This window comes from Pseudomonas sp. SC3(2021) (assembly GCF_019856535.1).
GTDB lineage: Bacteria > Pseudomonadota > Gammaproteobacteria > Pseudomonadales > Pseudomonadaceae > Aquipseudomonas > Aquipseudomonas monsensis.
In genome coordinates this window covers 770124-785458 of sequence record NZ_CP082236.1, presented here as the reverse complement: position 1 = coordinate 785458, position 15335 = coordinate 770124, and the positions used below count along the sequence as shown (strand labels likewise).

The window sequence follows — 15335 nt, the reverse complement described above, 5'->3', positions numbered from 1 at the left end:
GTATGGAAGAAAAACCCCGATCAGTCGGGGTTATTCTGTGGACTACAGTCGAACTCAAGGGTTCTATTTTTCTTCAGCAGGCCTTCGCCCGGGTCACTCGATCCACCAGATAGACCAGTCCGTGGTAGTCAATTCCGCCATGTTGCGTCAGACCGATCTCGCAAGTCCGGCTGGTGGAAATCCCTTCGCTGCAATGCTGCACCGCCTCCTTGAGCGTGCGCAGCGAATGGCTGTTCAGCTCCGGCGTGGTGAAGCCCTTGTCACCGGCAAACCCGCAGCAATGGATGCCTTCGGGGATGACCACGTTGGTGCTGCATTTGCGTGCCAGATCGATCAGCGCCTGGCTCTCGCCCAGATGCTGGGTGCTGCACGTCACATGCACAGCAATCGGTGCATCCTGCGGGGTGAACTCGAGTCGCTCGAGAAGGTGCGTACGAATGAAGCGCACCGGGTCGTACAGGTCCAGGCGAACATCGCCGACATCCTGCACTAGGCGCAGGGTGCACGGGCTGGTGTCGCAATAGATCGGATCGAGTCCGCCGCGACTGGCGTGAAGCAGGGCGCTGATCAGCTCCTGGCGCTTGTGCTCGGCCTGTTCGGCATAGCCTTTGGAAGCGAACGGCTGACCGCAGCAGAGGTTGTCCTGATTGTCCGGGAACACCACCTGGTAACCGGCCTTTTCCAGCAGGCCACGGGTCTTGTCGTACAGCGACATCTGCTCTTTGTCTCCGGCTGCCGGGCCCATGACCCGCGATACGCAGGCAGCCAGATAGACCACGCGCGGACGCTCATCGGAGACGCTCGGACTGAAGCGAATGGCTTTTTCCGGCTGCGGCATCGCATTCGTCCACAGCGGCACCTGGCCTTTGGACAAGCGCGTCAGGGTTGCTGAAAGCTTCGCCAGACGTGGCGCACCGAGCAGCATCCGCGCACCGTTGGCCACGTGCAGAGTAAAACGTGCGCCTTGCAGGGTCTTGGCGAAATTTCCTTCGATCCAGTCAGCGGTTTTCTGATGCGTGGCGTTACGGGCGCGGAGCTTTTTCACCAGTTCGCCGGTGTTGATGCCTACAGGGCAGCGTTGCGCACACAAGCCGGTGGCGGCGCAGGTGTCGATGCCTTGGTACGCGTAGGCTTCTTCCAGTTCGCGGGTGTCGATGCCAGCGCGTTTTTTTGCCTGAATGTCACGCCAGATCACGATGCGCTGGCGCGGACTCAGGGTCAGGCCTTTCGACGGGCAGACCGGTTCGCAGAAGCCGCACTCGATGCATTTATCCACAATCTCGTCGGCCGCCGGCAGCGGCTTCAGGTGCTTGAGGTGAATCTGCGGATCTTCGCTGAGCACCACGTCCGGGTTGAGGATGCCGTTGGGGTCGAGCAGGCGTTTGAGCTGCCACATCAGTTGATAGGCATCGCTGCCCCATTCCAGCTCCACGAACGGCGCCATGTTGCGCCCGGTGCCGTGCTCGGCCTTCAGCGAGCCACCGAATTCCACCGCCACCAGTTGCGCGACGTCGTCCATGAACGCCTGATAGCGTGCGACTTCTTCCGCGCTGTTGAAGCCTTGGGTGAAGACGAAGTGCAGATTGCCTTCCAGTGCGTGTCCGAAAAGGATCGCTTCGTCGTAGGCATGCTTGTCGAATAGCTCGATCAGGCGATTGACGCCGATGGCCAGTTGCTCGACCGGAAAAGTCACGTCTTCGATGATCACCGTGGTGCCGGTTTTGCGTACGGCACCGACGGCGGGGAAGGTGTCCTTGCGAATCGCCCAGAGGCGGGCGTTCTCGACCGGGTCTTCGGTGAAGTCGACTTGTTTTTCCACAGGGAAACCGCTGAGTGACGCCATGATCTGCGCCAGCTGTTCCTGCAGCAAAGAGGAAGAGGCGGCGCGGGATTCGATCAGCAGGGCGCAGGCATTGTTCGACAGCTGTTGTACGAAAGTGGGCATGCCGGGTTTGTCCTGCACCGAGCGCAGGCTGCGTCGATCGAGCAGTTCCACCGCCGACACCGGTTGGCTTTTCAGCACGGTGACCGCGTTGCAGCAGGTTTCCACATCCGGGAACACGATCAGCGCCGACGCCTTGTGCGGGTGATCGATCACTGTGTTGTAGGTCACCGCACTGATAAAACCGAGGGTGCCTTCGGAGCCAACCAACAGGTGGCTCAAGATATCCACAGGCTCGTCGAAATCCACCAGGGCGTTGAGTGACAGGCCGGTGGTATTTTTCAGACGGTATTTGTGGCGAATTCTCGCGGCCAACTCGGCATTGGCGCGGGTCTCGCGGCCCAATGTCGCCAGGCGCTCCAGCAGATCGCCATGACTGTTGCGAAATGCTGCGACACTGGCAGCGTCTTCGGTGTCGAGACGCGTGCCATCGGCCAGCACCAGGCGCATCCCGGCCAGCGTGTGATAGGTGTTTTGCGCCGTGCCGCAGCACATACCGCTGGCATTGTTGGCGACGATGCCGCCGATCTTGCAGGCGTTGATCGACGCCGGGTCCGGGCCGATCTTGCGGCCGAACGGTGCCAGCCATGCGTTGGCCTGCGCACCGATGACGCCCGGCTGCAGGCGGATTTGCGTGCCTTGGCCGCGAATCTCGCGGGCGTTCCAGTTATCCCCCAGCACGATCAGCACCGAATCGCTGATGGCTTGCCCGGAAAGGCTGGTGCCCGCAGCGCGGAAGGTCACCGGAACGTGGTCGCGCTGGGCCAGTTTCAACAGGCCGACGACTTCATCTTCGGACTCGACGCGGATGACCAGTTTCGGGATCAGCCGATAAAAACTGGCGTCAGTGCCAAAGGCCAGCGTCGATAGCGGATCATCAAAACGGCGCTCGGCCGGAATCAGTTGTTGCGCATCACGCAGGAAATTCACCGGAAGCGTCATTGGTCCTCCAGGATCAGCACTACGAGGTCTTTCGGGCCGTGGGCGCCGTAAGCGAGGACTTGCTCGATGTCAGCGGTTTTCGACGGGCCGGACACCAATAATGCGTTGGTCGGCATGCCTTGGGCCCACTCGAATTCCTGTTGCACCTGATAGAAGTTGTCGCGGATTTCGCTGGCCTTGAGCAGGGCGAAATGCACCGGCGGCACCAGGCTCATCAACCGCGGTTCTTCGCGGGTCGGCCAGATAATCAGGCTACCGGTGGCGGCAATTGCGCCGAGGGTGCCGGTGAGGCTGGCCGGGGTGTCGTCGAACAACTCGGCTTTCCACGCTTCCATCGGCCGGTCGTAGGATTTCAGCGCGGGCAGATCAGGATGATTCGCCCAGTGTTGTGTGATGCGTTGCCCGTGCGCTGTAGTCGGCGCGATCAACAGGCTTGGCAGTTGGCGATCACGCAGCAATTGCGCGAGTAGCGCCGGCCATTCTGCGTCAGAGGTCAGATGAATTTCGGTGTGCACCGCTTCCATCAGTTTGCGCAGTTGCGGGATGCGTTGATCGGCGCTGTAGGTGTAAGGCTGCGTCACCAGATCGACATCAAAGTTGTCGGCAATTGGTGTGGCGCCGGTCAGGCTTTTCCGCAGCTTGGCGAGGATGTTTTGCTTGGCGCTCATCAGCGGTCTCCCTGTTTGGCCAGATGCTCGCGGGCCATGTCGTGCAGTGAGCGGGCGGCGGGTTTCGGCGCGCTGTGGTTTTGCGTCCACGGGCCGACGTTGCTTGGCGTCAGTGCGCGCAGGCGTGTGGCGAAGAAACCGAACAGTCGATACAGCGTCGGCGAGCTGTTAAGTTTCGCCCAGGCGTTCCAGATGAAACGTTCCTTGCGCGAATACTTGCTGCCCTGACCGCGCATCACTTGATGCGGCGAGTCCGGGGCCTTGACGTTTTCTTCGCGCAAACGACGCAGGATTGCCGGAATCGGAATTTTTACCGGGCACACTTCACCGCAGGCGCCGCACAGCGACGAAGCGCTCGGGTGATCCGGGACTTTCGCCAGGCCGACCATGTGCGGGGTGATGATTTTGCCGATCGGTCCAGGGTACACCTCGCCGTAGGTGTGACCGCCGACGCGGGTGTAGACCGGGCAATGATTCATGCAGGCGCCGCAGCGGATGCAATTCAGGGTCTGGCGCAATTCGCTGTCGGCAAAGGCCTGGCTGCGACCGTTGTCGAGCAGCACCAGATGCACTTCCTGCGGGCCGTCGAGTTCATGTTCCTTGCGCGGGCCGGAGATCATGTTGACGTAGGTGGTGATTGGAATACCCAGCGCCGAGCGGGTCAGCAGCGACAGTAGCGGCACCACGTCGCGCAGGTTTTCCACCACCTTTTCGATGCCGGTGACGGCGATGTGCACCGGTGGCACGGTGGTGGTCATGCGCCCGTTGCCTTCGTTTTCCACCAGCAGCAGGGTGCCGGTTTCGGCGACGGCGAAGTTGACACCGGAGACGCCGATGTCCGCTTCGAAGAATTTCTGCCGCAGGACTCTGCGACCGATCTGAATGAGTTGGTCAACGTCCTTGGTGTATTCCACGCCAAGTTTGTCGTGGAACAAGGACGCGACCTGACCGGCATTCTTGTGGATCGCCGGCATAATGATGTGTGAAGGCTTCTCGTGGTCGAGCTGGACGATGTATTCCCCCATGTCGGACTCCAGGCATTCAACACCTTGAGCCTCGAGGAAATGGTTCATCTCCATCTCTTCGCTGACCATCGATTTGCCCTTGATCACTTGCCGCGCCTCGTGAGCGCGGATGATCGACAAGACGATGCCATTGGCCTCGTCCACCGTTTCCGCCCAGTGCACTGTCACACCGTTGCGGGTCAGGTTCTTTTCCAGTTGCTCGAGCAGGTCGGGCAACTTGGAGAGCGCACGCGCCCTGATCGAGTTGCCCAGGGCGCGCAAATGTTCTCTTTCGTGGGCATCACTGAAAGCGGCTGCCCGCTTGACCATCAGTGAGTCCATGGCCGTGCGGAAGTTGTTCCGCAACTGCTGATCACCCAAAGCGTTGTGCGCCCGGGTGCGGAAATCTTCTTCTACGGCGACCGTAGGAATAATCGCGGAAGTGCTCATTGCGCACCTCCGGTTCGTTGCCACAGGAAGCTGGCGAGATGTTGCCCGCGCAGCGCTTCTTTTTGTTTCTCCAATGCGCCGTTGATGTTCATCAAGCAGCCGCAGTCGGCACTCAAGACCTTGTGCGCGCCGGATTCCTTCAACGCTTTGGTCTTGTCAGCCACCATCGCGCCGGAAATGTCTGGCATACGGACGCTGAATGTCCCACCGAAGCCACAGCATTCGCTTTCGTGATCGTGGTTGACCCGTTCCACGTTGCTCAGCTGCGCCAACAACTCGCGGCCGTGCAGGTGGGTGTTCATCTCGCGCCGTGCCGAACACGAAGTGTGCAGCGCGACTTTGACCGGCTCGCCGCTGTCCTTGAGCTGCACCTTGCAGACAAACAGCAGAAACTCAGCCAGTTCATAGGTGCGGGCGGCGAGGGCCTGCACCTGTTTCAACGTCTCCGGCTCGTCCTTGAACAAATCGGCGTAATGCTCGCGCAGCATGCCCGCGCATGAACCCGACGGCACCACCACCGGATAATCCCCGGTAAACAGCGCCAGTTGCGAGCGCGCGACGGTTCGTGCCTGCTCGGTGTAACCCGAGGTGTAGGCCGGTTGTCCGCAGCAGCTTTGCCCTTGCGGGTACTCGACCTTGATCCCTTCGTGCTCCAGCAAGTGGATCGCGTCCATCCCGGCTTCGGGGTAGAACAGGTCAACCACACACGTGCCGAACAGGTAGACCCGCGACGGTTTCTCGCTGGGGTATTGCCGAGGTTCGGGCAGTGGCGGTGCCACGCGGGTGGCGTTGGGCACAGCGTTGTAAAAAAGCTCGCTCATCAGGCGTGTCTCCGGGTGGTCCCGGTTATCCGTCTGTGGCGGCTGCTGAATATAAAGAGCGTTGCTTTCAGCAGCCTTACAGACCGGGGTGTGAATTGCTGACGCCGGTATCACGAACCGGCGTCGGTTTTTTCTGTGTTTGTTGTAGGTTTAGTGCACCAGCATGCCGGTGAACCAGTAGGCCTGGGCCAGCGTGATCAGACCGACAATGGTTGCAAAGAATAGGCTGTGCTTGAGGGTGAAACGGAACAGATCCGATTCCTTGCCCACCAGGCCGGTCGCCGCGCAGGCCACGGCAATCGACTGTGGCGAGATCATCTTGCCGGTCACGCCGCCGCTGGTATTGGCCGCCACCAGCAGGGTGTCATTGACGCCGATCTGGTGTGCGGTGGTCGCTTGCAACGAACTGAACAGTGCGTTGGACGAGGTATCCGAACCGGTGAGGAACACGCCGAGCCAGCCGAGGAATGGCGAGAAGAACGGGAACGCTGCGCCCGTACCGGCCAGCACCAGGGCCATGGTCGAAGACATGCCGGAGTAGTTGGTGACGAAAGCGAAGGCCAGCACCATGCCGATCGACAGGATCGGCCAGCGCAGTTCGTAGAAGGTCTCTTTCAAAGTGGTCAGACCAGTTTTGAAATTGATCTTCAGCACCAGCATCGAGATCAGCGCGGAGAAGAAAATCGCCGTGCCGGTCGCGGAAATCGGGTCGAGTTTGAACACCGCTGGAATGGCAGTCGGGGTGGCCACGATCGGTGCGGTTTTGATCACCATTTGATCAAGGTGCGGAATCGCGAAGTTGAACACCCAGCTGTACATCGAGCCGCCAGCGGCGAACATCGCTTTGAAAGGCTTCAGCGTCCAGATCGTCACCAGCACGGTGAGAATCAGGAACGGCGACCAGGCTTTGAAAATTTCCCCGAGGCTGTAAGGCGACGCCACGGTGGTGCGCTTCTGTCCGAAACCGCCGACGCTGGCGGTGATCGCTGCGCTCGACGTGGCGCCGGCGATTTGCGCGCCTGCGGTGCGTTTTGGCTGCCAGATTTTCAGGAACAGGGTCAGCGATATCAGGCTGGCCAGCGCCGAGGTGATGTCCGGCAATTCTGGCCCAATGAAGTTCGAGGTGAAGTATTGGGTGATGGCGAAGCTCAGGCCCGCGACCAGTGCAGCCGGCCAGGTTTCACGCACGCCACGCAGGCCGTCCATCATGAACACCAGCCAGAACGGCACGAACAGCGACAGCAGCGGCAGTTGGCGACCGGTCATGGCGCCGATCTTGAACGCATCAATGCCGGTCACTTGCCCGGCAACAATGATTGGAATCCCCAAAGCGCCGAAGGCAACCGGTGCAGTGTTGGCGATCAGGCACAGGCCGGCGGCATATAGCGGGTTGAAACCCAGGCCGACCAGCAGCGCGGCAGTAATCGCCACGGGCGCGCCGAAACCGGCGGCACCTTCCAGAAATGCACCGAAGCAGAAACCGATCAGCAGCACCTGCAGGCGCTGGTCGTCGGTGATCGACAGCACCGAACTGCGAATGACCTCGAACTGACCACTCTTGACCGTCAGTTTGTAGAGGAACACCGCCGCCACAATGATCCAGGCAATTGGCCACAGACCATAGGCAAAGCCGTATCCCGCCGCAGCGAGGGCCATGTCGACCGGCATGTGGAAAGCGAAAATCGCCACAGCAATCGACAAGGCGAGCGTGATGCTGCCGGCCACATGACCTTTGAGGCGGAACACCGCCAGCGCGAGGAAAAAGAAAACGATGGGAATGACGGCCGCGAGAGCGGACACGCCGAGACTGCCGAGCGGGCTGTAGAGCTGTTGCCAGGTTTGCATATGGGGTGGCCCCTAATTGTTGTTGGTCAGGCACTGTCAGCGTTCTTGGTTAATTGGTAATACCAATTTACAATCGCTGTTGGCTAGGGTAAAAGCCTTGATGGCGGTGTGTCAATTTGCCGCCCTAAAACTTTTGTCGAACAAGCGGTGCAGATGGCAACTGATCCGGTTCGGGCAGGTGGTGTTTGGTAGGTGTCGGCAAGGCGCCGATAGGCCAGAATAGAGAGCCCGGCGAGCGGTCGGGGTCGTGGAGAAATGAGCTATGGGGTTTGATCAGATTCGGCAGCGCCGTTTGTCTGACGATATTGTCGAGCGACTCGAGGGGATGATTCTCGAGGGCACGCTGAAGTCGGGGGAGCGGCTTCCGGCGGAACGCACGCTGGCCGAACAATTTGGCGTATCACGGCCGTCGCTGCGCGAGGCGATCCAGAAACTGGCGGCCAAAGGCTTGCTGGTCAGTCGTCAGGGCGGTGGCAACTATGTGGTGGAAAGCCTCGGTTCGACCTTCAGTGATCCACTGCTGCAACTGCTCGAAAGCAATCCGGAGGCGCAGCGCGATCTACTGGAATTTCGGCACACTCTGGAGGCATCGTGCGCCTATTACGCTGCATTGCGTGCCACCGATGTCGACCGTGAGCGGCTGACCGCAGCGTTCGAAGAGTTGCAGGATTGTTATTCGCGTCACGACGAAGTCAGTCGGGCAGAAGAGGGCGCGGCGGACGCAAAATTCCATCTGGCGATTGCCGAGGCCAGTCATAACGCGGTGTTGCTGCACACCATTCGCGGGCTGTTCGATCTGCTCAAGCGTAACGTCGTGACCAACATCGGCGGCATGTACAAACAACGCACGGAAACCCGCGACATGCTGATCACTCAGCACCGGGAATTGTATCTGGCGATCATCGAAGGTCGCGCGGAGCAGGCGCGGGAAGTGTCCAGTCGGCACATTCTGTATGTGCAGGAAGTGCTGGAAGAGGTGCGGCAGGAGGTTCAGCGCATGGCCCGGGCGGAGCGACGCAAAGGGATGTGATCAGTTGTTTTTGTGTTGATGCTGCAATAGCTTTCGCGAGCAAGCTCGCTCCCACATTGAAATGCATTCCAAGGTGGGAGCGAGCTTGCTCGCGAATACGCTCTAAAGGCAGAAGAAATCAGTCTTCCTTGCCCTTGTTGCGCACGGCGCGCTGCAACTCGCGACCGGCATCGCGCTCGCGCTCGGTGTCGCGCTTGTCGTATTCCTTCTTGCCCTTGCCCAGAGCAATTTCGCACTTGACCATGTGCTTGCTCCAGTACCAGGACAGGCATACGCAGGCGTAACCCTTTTGCTGCACGGCGGCGGCGAGCTTTTCCAGCTCGCGGCGGTTGAGCAGCAATTTGCGTGTGCGCACCGGGTCTGCGATGACGTGGGTGCTTGCGGTCATCAGAGGCGTGATGTGACTGCCGAGCAGCCACGCTTCGCCATCCTTGAGCAGGACATAGCTGTCGACCAGCTGTAGCTTGCTTGCCCGCAGACTTTTTACTTCCCAGCCGGCCAGGACCAGACCAGCCTCGAACTTATGCTCGATGAAGTAATCGTGTCGCGCCTTTTTGTTCTGCGCGATGGTCCCTGTTGGGTGTTTCTTCTGTTTAGCCATAGGGGCGGCATTATATGGAGTTGTTCCGCTGTCGGCTACGGTGATGCTGCGTGCTTGAGCAGGTTGAGTGAATCCCGGACAATGCGGCCTCTTTTTCTAACGCTTGGGCGTGATAAACGATGTCGACAGACAAGGTTTCTGTCCACGGCAGTTGGGCTAGCCGCTGGGTATTCATACTCGCCGCGACCGGTTCGGCCGTGGGACTGGGTAGTATCTGGAAATTCCCCTACATGGTCGGGGTCTACGGCGGCGGTGCCTTTGTGCTGATGTTTCTGGCGTGCATCGCGCTGATCGGTGTTCCGGTCATGCTCGCTGAAACCCTGATCGGTCGTCGCGCCCGGCAAAGTCCGGCGAACGCCCTGAAGGTCCTGGCGCTCGATGCCGGGCATTCGGCCAAGTGGTCGTGGGGCGCCTTTGCCGGGATGATCACGGCGCTGCTGATCCTGTCTTTTTATAGTGTGGTCGGCGGCTGGTCGCTGGATTACATCGTCGACATGGGGCGCGGGGACTTTCAGGGCGCCACGGCCGACCAGGTCGGCGCTTATTTCGGCAAGGTCATTGCCGATCCGTGGCGTCTGACACTTTGGCACACGATTTTCATGCTGCTGTCGGCGGTGGTGATCGCCAAAGGGGTGGTCGCCGGGCTTGAGCGCAGCCTGCGCATCATGATGCCGCTGTTGTTCGTGATGGTGCTGGTGCTGCTGGGTTACAGCATGACCACCGGGCATTTCATGGAAGGCGTGCATTTCATGTTCGACTTCCACCCGGAAAAAGTCCTCGACGGCTTGTTGCCGGCCATGGGCCACGCGTTCTTCTCGCTGAGCGTCGGTGTCGGCTCGATCATGATCTACGGTGCTTACATGCCTAAGGATGCGTCGTTGTCCGGTACGGTGGTCGGCGTCGCACTGCTCGATACCTTTGTGTCGCTGGTGGCCGGTCTGGCGCTGTTCCCGATTGTGTTTGCCGGCGGACTGAACCCTAGCGAAGGCCCAGGCCTGATGTTCGTCAGCCTGCCATTTGCTTTTGGTAACGTGGCATTCGGTCAGTTGATGGGCGTGGTGTTCTTTGTGCTGGTGGCGATTGCGGCGTGGAGTTCGGCGATTTCCCTGCTGGAGCCGATGGTGGCCTATCTGGTTGAGCGCACGAAAATCAGCCGCGCCTGGGTTACTTTCTGGCTGGCATTCATTTGCTGGTTCGTTGGTCTGGGCACGGTGTTCTCCTTCAATATCTGGAAGGAGGCCAAATTTTTCGTGAACGAAGGCGGAATGTTCCATCTCTACCAATGGGGGGCGGCGGGCGGTCTGGACTTCTTCGGCGTGATCGATTTCTTCACCTCGCGGATCATGCTGCCGCTCGGTGGCCTGTGTTTTGTGCTGTTTGCCGGTTGGGTGATGGGGCGTGAGGCGGTGCGTGACGAGTTGTCGATTCGCAATCCGGCGCTGTTTGCCCTGTCTTTGTTCTTGATGCGCTACGTGGCGCCTATCGGCATTCTTGTAGTATTTGCCGCTCAGCTCTGGAAGTAACGCTTACATGACGACACATATTCAACGATCAGCGCTGCTGCCGTACCCGGCGCAATTTCTCTACGACCTGGTCAACGACGTGGCGCGTTATCCGGAGTTTCTGCCGTGGTGCTCGTCTGCCGAAGTGCTGGAAAGCTCGCCGGAACACATGCGCGCCAGCGTCGGCGTGGCCAAGGGTGGACTCAGTCAGCACTTTGTGACGCGTAATACGCTGGTGCCGGGGCAAACAATCGAGATGAACCTTGAAGAAGGTCCGTTTAATCAGTTGCACGGTGTCTGGGTGTTCAAAGCGTTGAATGAGAAGGCTTGCAAGATCAGCCTGGATCTTTCCTTCGACTACGCCGGGCCTTTGGTGCGTGCGACCTTGGGGCCGCTGTTCAATCAGGCTGCGAATACCCTGGTGGACGCGTTCTGCCAGCGCGCCAAGCAGATGCATGGTTGAGCCGGTGATCGAGATAGAGGTCGTGTATGCGGCCGTTGATCGTCAGGTTTTGCGTACCGTCAGTGTGGCTGAAGGTTCGACAATACGGGCTGCGGTGCTCGCCTCGGGCATCGGTGAGGCGTTTCCCGAACTGAATCTGGCGGATTGCCCTTTGGGGATCTTTGGCAAAGTGGTTGCCGATCCTCAGGTTCGCCTGGTTCAGGCGGGGGATCGTATTGAGATTTATCGCCCGTTGCTCGCTGACCCGAAAGAGGTACGGCGCTTGCGCGCAGCCAAGGCTGCCGAGGCGAAAGCTCGAAATCAGTGAGAATGCCAAACGGCAGACAATAAAAAACCCGGAATTTCCGGGTTTTTTATTGCGTCGCAAATTATTGCGGCGAGGTGTCCAGGGGCTCTGGTGTCGGAACCGGAACGGTTTCTACACCATCGACGTCCTTCTGGATTTGATCCAGCAAGGAACCTGGCTTGACCGGTTTTTCCGGTTTTGGCTTCTCGGCGTTTTCAGCAGGAGCGGTCACCTTGGTGCCACTGTCCTTGCCGAGAATGGCTTCGTCACGGCTGACGCCCGGCATAAAGTCACCGGACAGGCTGACAAGCTGGTCGTTTGAGTTGAAAATAACGCTGACGCGTTCCTGTTGGCGTTCACCGCCACCCGGTTGCAGGCTGTACAGATAATCCCAGCGATCGGCATGGAACGTGTCGACAAGCAGAGGGTTGCCCATGATAAACCGTACTTGCGGCCGGGTCATTCCCGGGCGTAACTGGTCTATCATGTCCTGCGTGACGACATTGCCCTGCTGGATGTCGATTTTGTAAACCCCGGGGAATGAACAACCGGCGAGTGCGAGCAGTCCCACAAAGGTGAAACTGGTTAGCAAGAGCTTGGTGTTTTGCATCGGTGGGCGACTTCCACTATCTTGGCTGGGACAACGTAAACGCCGATCATACCCGCATTAAGAGAAGCTGCGAAGCAGCATCGCGAGAAAGCTGACCATGGTTGAAAATAGCGAACTACGCAAAGCCGGCCTCAAAGTGACCCTGCCACGGGTCAAGATCCTGCAAATGCTCGACTCTACCGAGCAGCGTCACATGAGTGCCGAGGACGTCTACAAGGCGTTGATGGAAGCGGGCGAGGACGTCGGTCTGGCCACGGTTTACCGTGTTCTGACCCAGTTCGAAGCCGCTGGCCTCGTGGTCCGTCACAACTTCGACGGTGGCCACGCGGTATTTGAATTGGCCGACGGCGGCCACCACGATCATATGGTCAACGTGGAAACCGGTGAGGTCGTCGAATTCGTCAGCCCGGAAATCGAAAAGCTCCAGAAGGCAATTGCCGAGGAGCACGGTGTTGATCTGGTAGATCACAATCTGGTGCTGTACGTACGCAAGAAAAAGTAAGCATGTCGCGCGAATTTCAGGTTCGCGAAACGAACGAAGGCGACCCAAGGGTCGCCTTCGTGCTTTCTGTCGTACTTGTTTCGGCGCTCAGGCTTTCGCGGTAACGACCATCTTCTTGGCGTGCGCCAGCGACTCCTTGGTCAGGTCGATCCCGCCCAGCATCCGTGCTACTTCTTCTATACGGTCGTTTTTGCTCAATTTGGAAACGGCGGTATGCGTCGCCTGTTCGCCGCGCACCTTGTGCACGAACAGATGTTGATGCCCTTGCGCCGCCACTTGCGGCAAGTGCGTCACGGTCAGGACCTGCCCGCGCTCGCCGAGCCGACGCAACAATTGGCCGACGATTTCAGCGGTTGGCCCGCCAATCCCCACATCCACTTCGTCGAATACCAGGGTCGGTACGCGAGAGGTTTGCGCGGTGATCACCTGAATCGCCAGGCTGATCCGCGACAGCTCACCACCGGAGGCCACTTTCGCCAGTGCCTTGAGTGGCTGGCCGGGGTTGGCGCTGACCAGCAGTTCGACCTGTTCGAGGCCGTTAGGCAATAGTTCGTCACTGCTATTGGCCCGCAGTTCGATGGTGAATCGACCACCAGGCATGCCCAGGCGCTGAATTTCCTGCTCAACCGCGCTGGCGAGACTGCCGGCGGCCTGATGGCGCAGATCGCTCAGCTCTCGGGCTTTTTCCTGATAGTGGCGGGCATAGGAAGCCAGTTCCTCGCCCAGGCGCTCGATGGATTCATCATTGGCGTTGAGGGTTTCGATTTCATCCAGCAGCTTTTGCTGCATTTCTCCGACTTCGGTCGGCTGGATCCGGTGCTTGCGAGCCAGGGTATAGATCGCGTCGAGGCGCTCCTCCAGATATTGCAGGCGGGCCGGGTCGGCATCGAAGTTATCGAGGAAGCGATTGAGCTCGCCGACGGCTTCTTCCACCTGAATCTGCGCGCTGGTGAGCAGGCTGCTGGCTTCGCCCAGTGCGCCGACCGAGTTGTTCACGCTCGATAGGCGATTGAGGCTGGCGGTGAGCGCGTTCAGCACATTGCCGGAATCGCTCTCGCTGCATTGCTCGACCACTTGTCGGCAAATGCCCAGCAGGGTCTCGGCGTTTGTCAGGTTCTTGTGTTCCTGCTCCAGTTGCTCGAGTTCGTTTTCGCCGAGGCCGAGATTCTCCAGTTCTTCCAGCTGATAGCTGAGCAGTTGGTGGCGAGCGCGTTGCTCGTCGCCGGAGTTGGACAGTCGCTCAAGCTCCTGACGCGTCTGGCGCCAGCGCTGGGCGGCCAGTTGAACCTGACGGGCCAGGTCGGTGGCGCCTGCGTATTCGTCGAGCAAACGGCGATGAGTATCGGTCTTCAGCAGCGACTGGTGTTCATGCTGGCTGTGGATGTCGATCAATAACTCGCCGAGCGACTTCAGATCGCCGAGCGGGCAGGGCGTGCCATTGATATAGCCGCGGGAACGACCTTCGGAGGTGATGACCCGGCGCAGGATGCACGGGCCGTCGATGTCCAGGTCGCGCTCGGCCAGCCAGGCATGGGCTTCAGGGATGTCCACCAGGTCGAAGGTGGCGAGGATGTCGGCCTTGTCGGCGCCGGGGCGAACCACGCCGCTGTCGGCGCGATCGCCGAGGGTCAGGCCCAGAGCGTCGAGCATGATCGACTTGCCGGCGCCGGTTTCCCCTGTGATCACGCTCATCCCGCGATCAAGTTCGAGATCGAGATGTTCAACGATGGCGTAGTTATGTACGGACAGGTGCACCAGCATGAAGGCCGCTCCCAAGCTTAAGGTCTGGTTATTTATACAGTGTTTTGTTTCGGGCTGACAATGCCCTTCCTTAGCTCGATTTGCTTGAACTCAAAAACTGCTTAGCGCATCCGGTAATGAGAATGCGGCACTTTTTTGTAGGGTTAATCATTGGCAGCCCTTGAAGCCTGATTTTGCGGCCCCATATATCGGGGCAGAAGCGCGAGTCAGGCTCGCGGACGAAATTGAAAGGAGAATTCTATGGCTGACGAACAGACAGTAGATACGCAAAACCCAGAAGCCAATCAGGCGCCCGAAGGCTCGGGTGACGACCTGGCGACCCGTGTACAAGTGCTCGAAGAGCAATTGGCCGCCGCGCAGGATCAGTCTCTGCGTGTAGCTGCCGATCTGCAGAACGTCCGTCGCCGTGCCGAACAGGATGTCGAGAAGGCGCACAAGTTTGCGCTGGAAAAATTCGCCGGCGACCTGCTGCCGATCGTCGACAGCCTGGAGCGCGGCCTCGAGCTTTCGAGCCCGGACGACGAAAGCATCCGTCCGATGCGTGAAGGCATCGAACTGACCCTGAAAATGTTCCACGACACCCTCAAGCGTTATCAGCTTGAAGCGATCGACCCGCATGGCGAACCGTTCAACGCCGTTCATCATCAGGCGATGGCCATGCAAGAAAGTGCCGACGTAGAGCCGAACAGCGTTCTGAAGGTGTTCCAGAAGGGTTATCAACTCAACGGTCGCCTGTTGCGTCCGGCCATGGTTGTGGTCAGCAAGGCGCCAGCGCCAATTTCGCCTTCGATTGACGAGAAGGCTTGAAATTAGCCGCAAGGCCCCCATTTAGAAGTCAAGCGTTTAAGTATTACCGCAGTTAGCCACCACTGCTGCGGCAACAAAATCCAAAGTTTCGGGAGAGTGAA

14 protein-coding genes are annotated in these 15335 nt (G+C 59.3%); 6 read left to right on the top strand and 8 right to left on the bottom strand.

What is annotated here, in order from left to right; genetic code table 11:
• Positions 1 to 73: 73 nt before the first annotated feature.
• The 5 genes from K5Y35_RS03640 to K5Y35_RS03620 all read right to left on the bottom strand — a co-directional run bounded on the left by K5Y35_RS03640 (position 74) and on the right by K5Y35_RS03620 (position 7672).
• Positions 74 to 2884: an FAD-binding and (Fe-S)-binding domain-containing protein gene (locus K5Y35_RS03640; protein ID WP_222833683.1), complete on the bottom strand. Its 2811-nt coding sequence runs from the start codon at positions 2882 to 2884 to the stop codon at positions 74 to 76.
• A complete protein-coding gene (locus tag K5Y35_RS03635; RefSeq protein ID WP_222833682.1) occupies positions 2881 to 3552 on the bottom strand; it encodes a lactate utilization protein C in 672 nt (223 codons plus the stop codon). The genes K5Y35_RS03640 and K5Y35_RS03635 overlap by 4 nt, the downstream gene beginning before the upstream one ends.
• Positions 3552 to 5006, bottom strand: a complete 1455-nt coding sequence (locus K5Y35_RS03630; RefSeq protein WP_123464508.1) for a LutB/LldF family L-lactate oxidation iron-sulfur protein — start codon at positions 5004 to 5006, stop codon at positions 3552 to 3554. The genes K5Y35_RS03635 and K5Y35_RS03630 overlap by 1 nt, the downstream gene beginning before the upstream one ends.
• Entirely contained in the window at positions 5003 to 5827 is an 825-nt protein-coding gene (locus tag K5Y35_RS03625; protein ID WP_222833681.1) for a (Fe-S)-binding protein, read from the bottom strand. The genes K5Y35_RS03630 and K5Y35_RS03625 overlap by 4 nt, the downstream gene beginning before the upstream one ends.
• A gap of 150 nt (positions 5828 to 5977) precedes the next feature.
• Positions 5978 to 7672: a lactate permease LctP family transporter gene (locus tag K5Y35_RS03620; RefSeq protein ID WP_222833680.1), complete on the bottom strand. Its 1695-nt coding sequence runs from the start codon at positions 7670 to 7672 to the stop codon at positions 5978 to 5980.
• A 262-nt stretch (positions 7673 to 7934) separates the two neighbouring features.
• On the opposite strand from K5Y35_RS03620, the gene K5Y35_RS03615 reads away from it, so the two are divergent.
• Positions 7935 to 8702, top strand: coding sequence for an FCD domain-containing protein (locus tag K5Y35_RS03615; protein ID WP_007915207.1), 768 nt, complete (start codon positions 7935 to 7937; stop codon positions 8700 to 8702).
• 118 nt (positions 8703 to 8820) lie between these two features.
• Here the strand turns inward: K5Y35_RS03615 and smpB are convergent, their stop codons facing one another.
• The gene (gene smpB, locus K5Y35_RS03610) at positions 8821 to 9303 is read right to left on the bottom strand and encodes an SsrA-binding protein SmpB (RefSeq protein WP_007915208.1); all 483 of its coding nucleotides are present in this window, start codon (positions 9301 to 9303) and stop codon (positions 8821 to 8823) included.
• Between the two features lie 119 nt (positions 9304 to 9422).
• Here smpB and K5Y35_RS03605 point away from each other — a divergent pair, with 119 nt between their 5' ends.
• The 3 genes from K5Y35_RS03605 to K5Y35_RS03595 are packed head-to-tail and all read left to right on the top strand — an operon-like array spanning position 9423 to position 11575.
• Positions 9423 to 10826: a sodium-dependent transporter gene (locus K5Y35_RS03605; RefSeq protein ID WP_128615788.1), complete on the top strand. Its 1404-nt coding sequence runs from the start codon at positions 9423 to 9425 to the stop codon at positions 10824 to 10826.
• Between the two features lie 7 nt (positions 10827 to 10833).
• Complete coding sequence (locus tag K5Y35_RS03600; RefSeq protein WP_123464518.1) at positions 10834 to 11268, top strand: type II toxin-antitoxin system RatA family toxin; 435 nt, start codon at positions 10834 to 10836, stop codon at positions 11266 to 11268.
• Positions 11261 to 11575 (top strand): RnfH family protein, encoded by a 315-nt coding sequence (locus tag K5Y35_RS03595; protein WP_128615787.1) that lies wholly within the window; start codon positions 11261 to 11263, stop codon positions 11573 to 11575. Before K5Y35_RS03600 ends, K5Y35_RS03595 begins: the two co-directional genes overlap by 8 nt.
• Positions 11576 to 11636: 61 nt before the next feature.
• Here the strand turns inward: K5Y35_RS03595 and K5Y35_RS03590 are convergent, their stop codons facing one another.
• Positions 11637 to 12164 carry an outer membrane protein assembly factor BamE gene (locus tag K5Y35_RS03590; RefSeq protein WP_123464522.1) on the bottom strand — a complete coding sequence of 176 codons (528 nt, stop codon included), beginning with the start codon at positions 12162 to 12164 and terminating at the stop codon, positions 11637 to 11639.
• A gap of 97 nt (positions 12165 to 12261) precedes the next feature.
• Between K5Y35_RS03590 and fur the strand changes: the two genes are divergently transcribed.
• Positions 12262 to 12666, top strand: coding sequence for a ferric iron uptake transcriptional regulator (gene fur / locus K5Y35_RS03585; RefSeq protein ID WP_003221515.1), 405 nt, complete (start codon positions 12262 to 12264; stop codon positions 12664 to 12666).
• A gap of 87 nt (positions 12667 to 12753) precedes the next feature.
• Here the strand turns inward: fur and recN are convergent, their stop codons facing one another.
• Positions 12754 to 14427, bottom strand: coding sequence for a DNA repair protein RecN (gene recN, locus K5Y35_RS03580; RefSeq protein WP_123464524.1), 1674 nt, complete (start codon positions 14425 to 14427; stop codon positions 12754 to 12756).
• A gap of 240 nt (positions 14428 to 14667) precedes the next feature.
• Here recN and grpE point away from each other — a divergent pair, with 240 nt between their 5' ends.
• On the top strand, positions 14668 to 15234 hold the full coding sequence (gene grpE, locus K5Y35_RS03575; RefSeq protein ID WP_123464526.1) for a nucleotide exchange factor GrpE: 567 nt from the start codon (positions 14668 to 14670) through the stop codon (positions 15232 to 15234).
• The last annotated feature ends 101 nt before the right edge of the window (positions 15235 to 15335 follow it).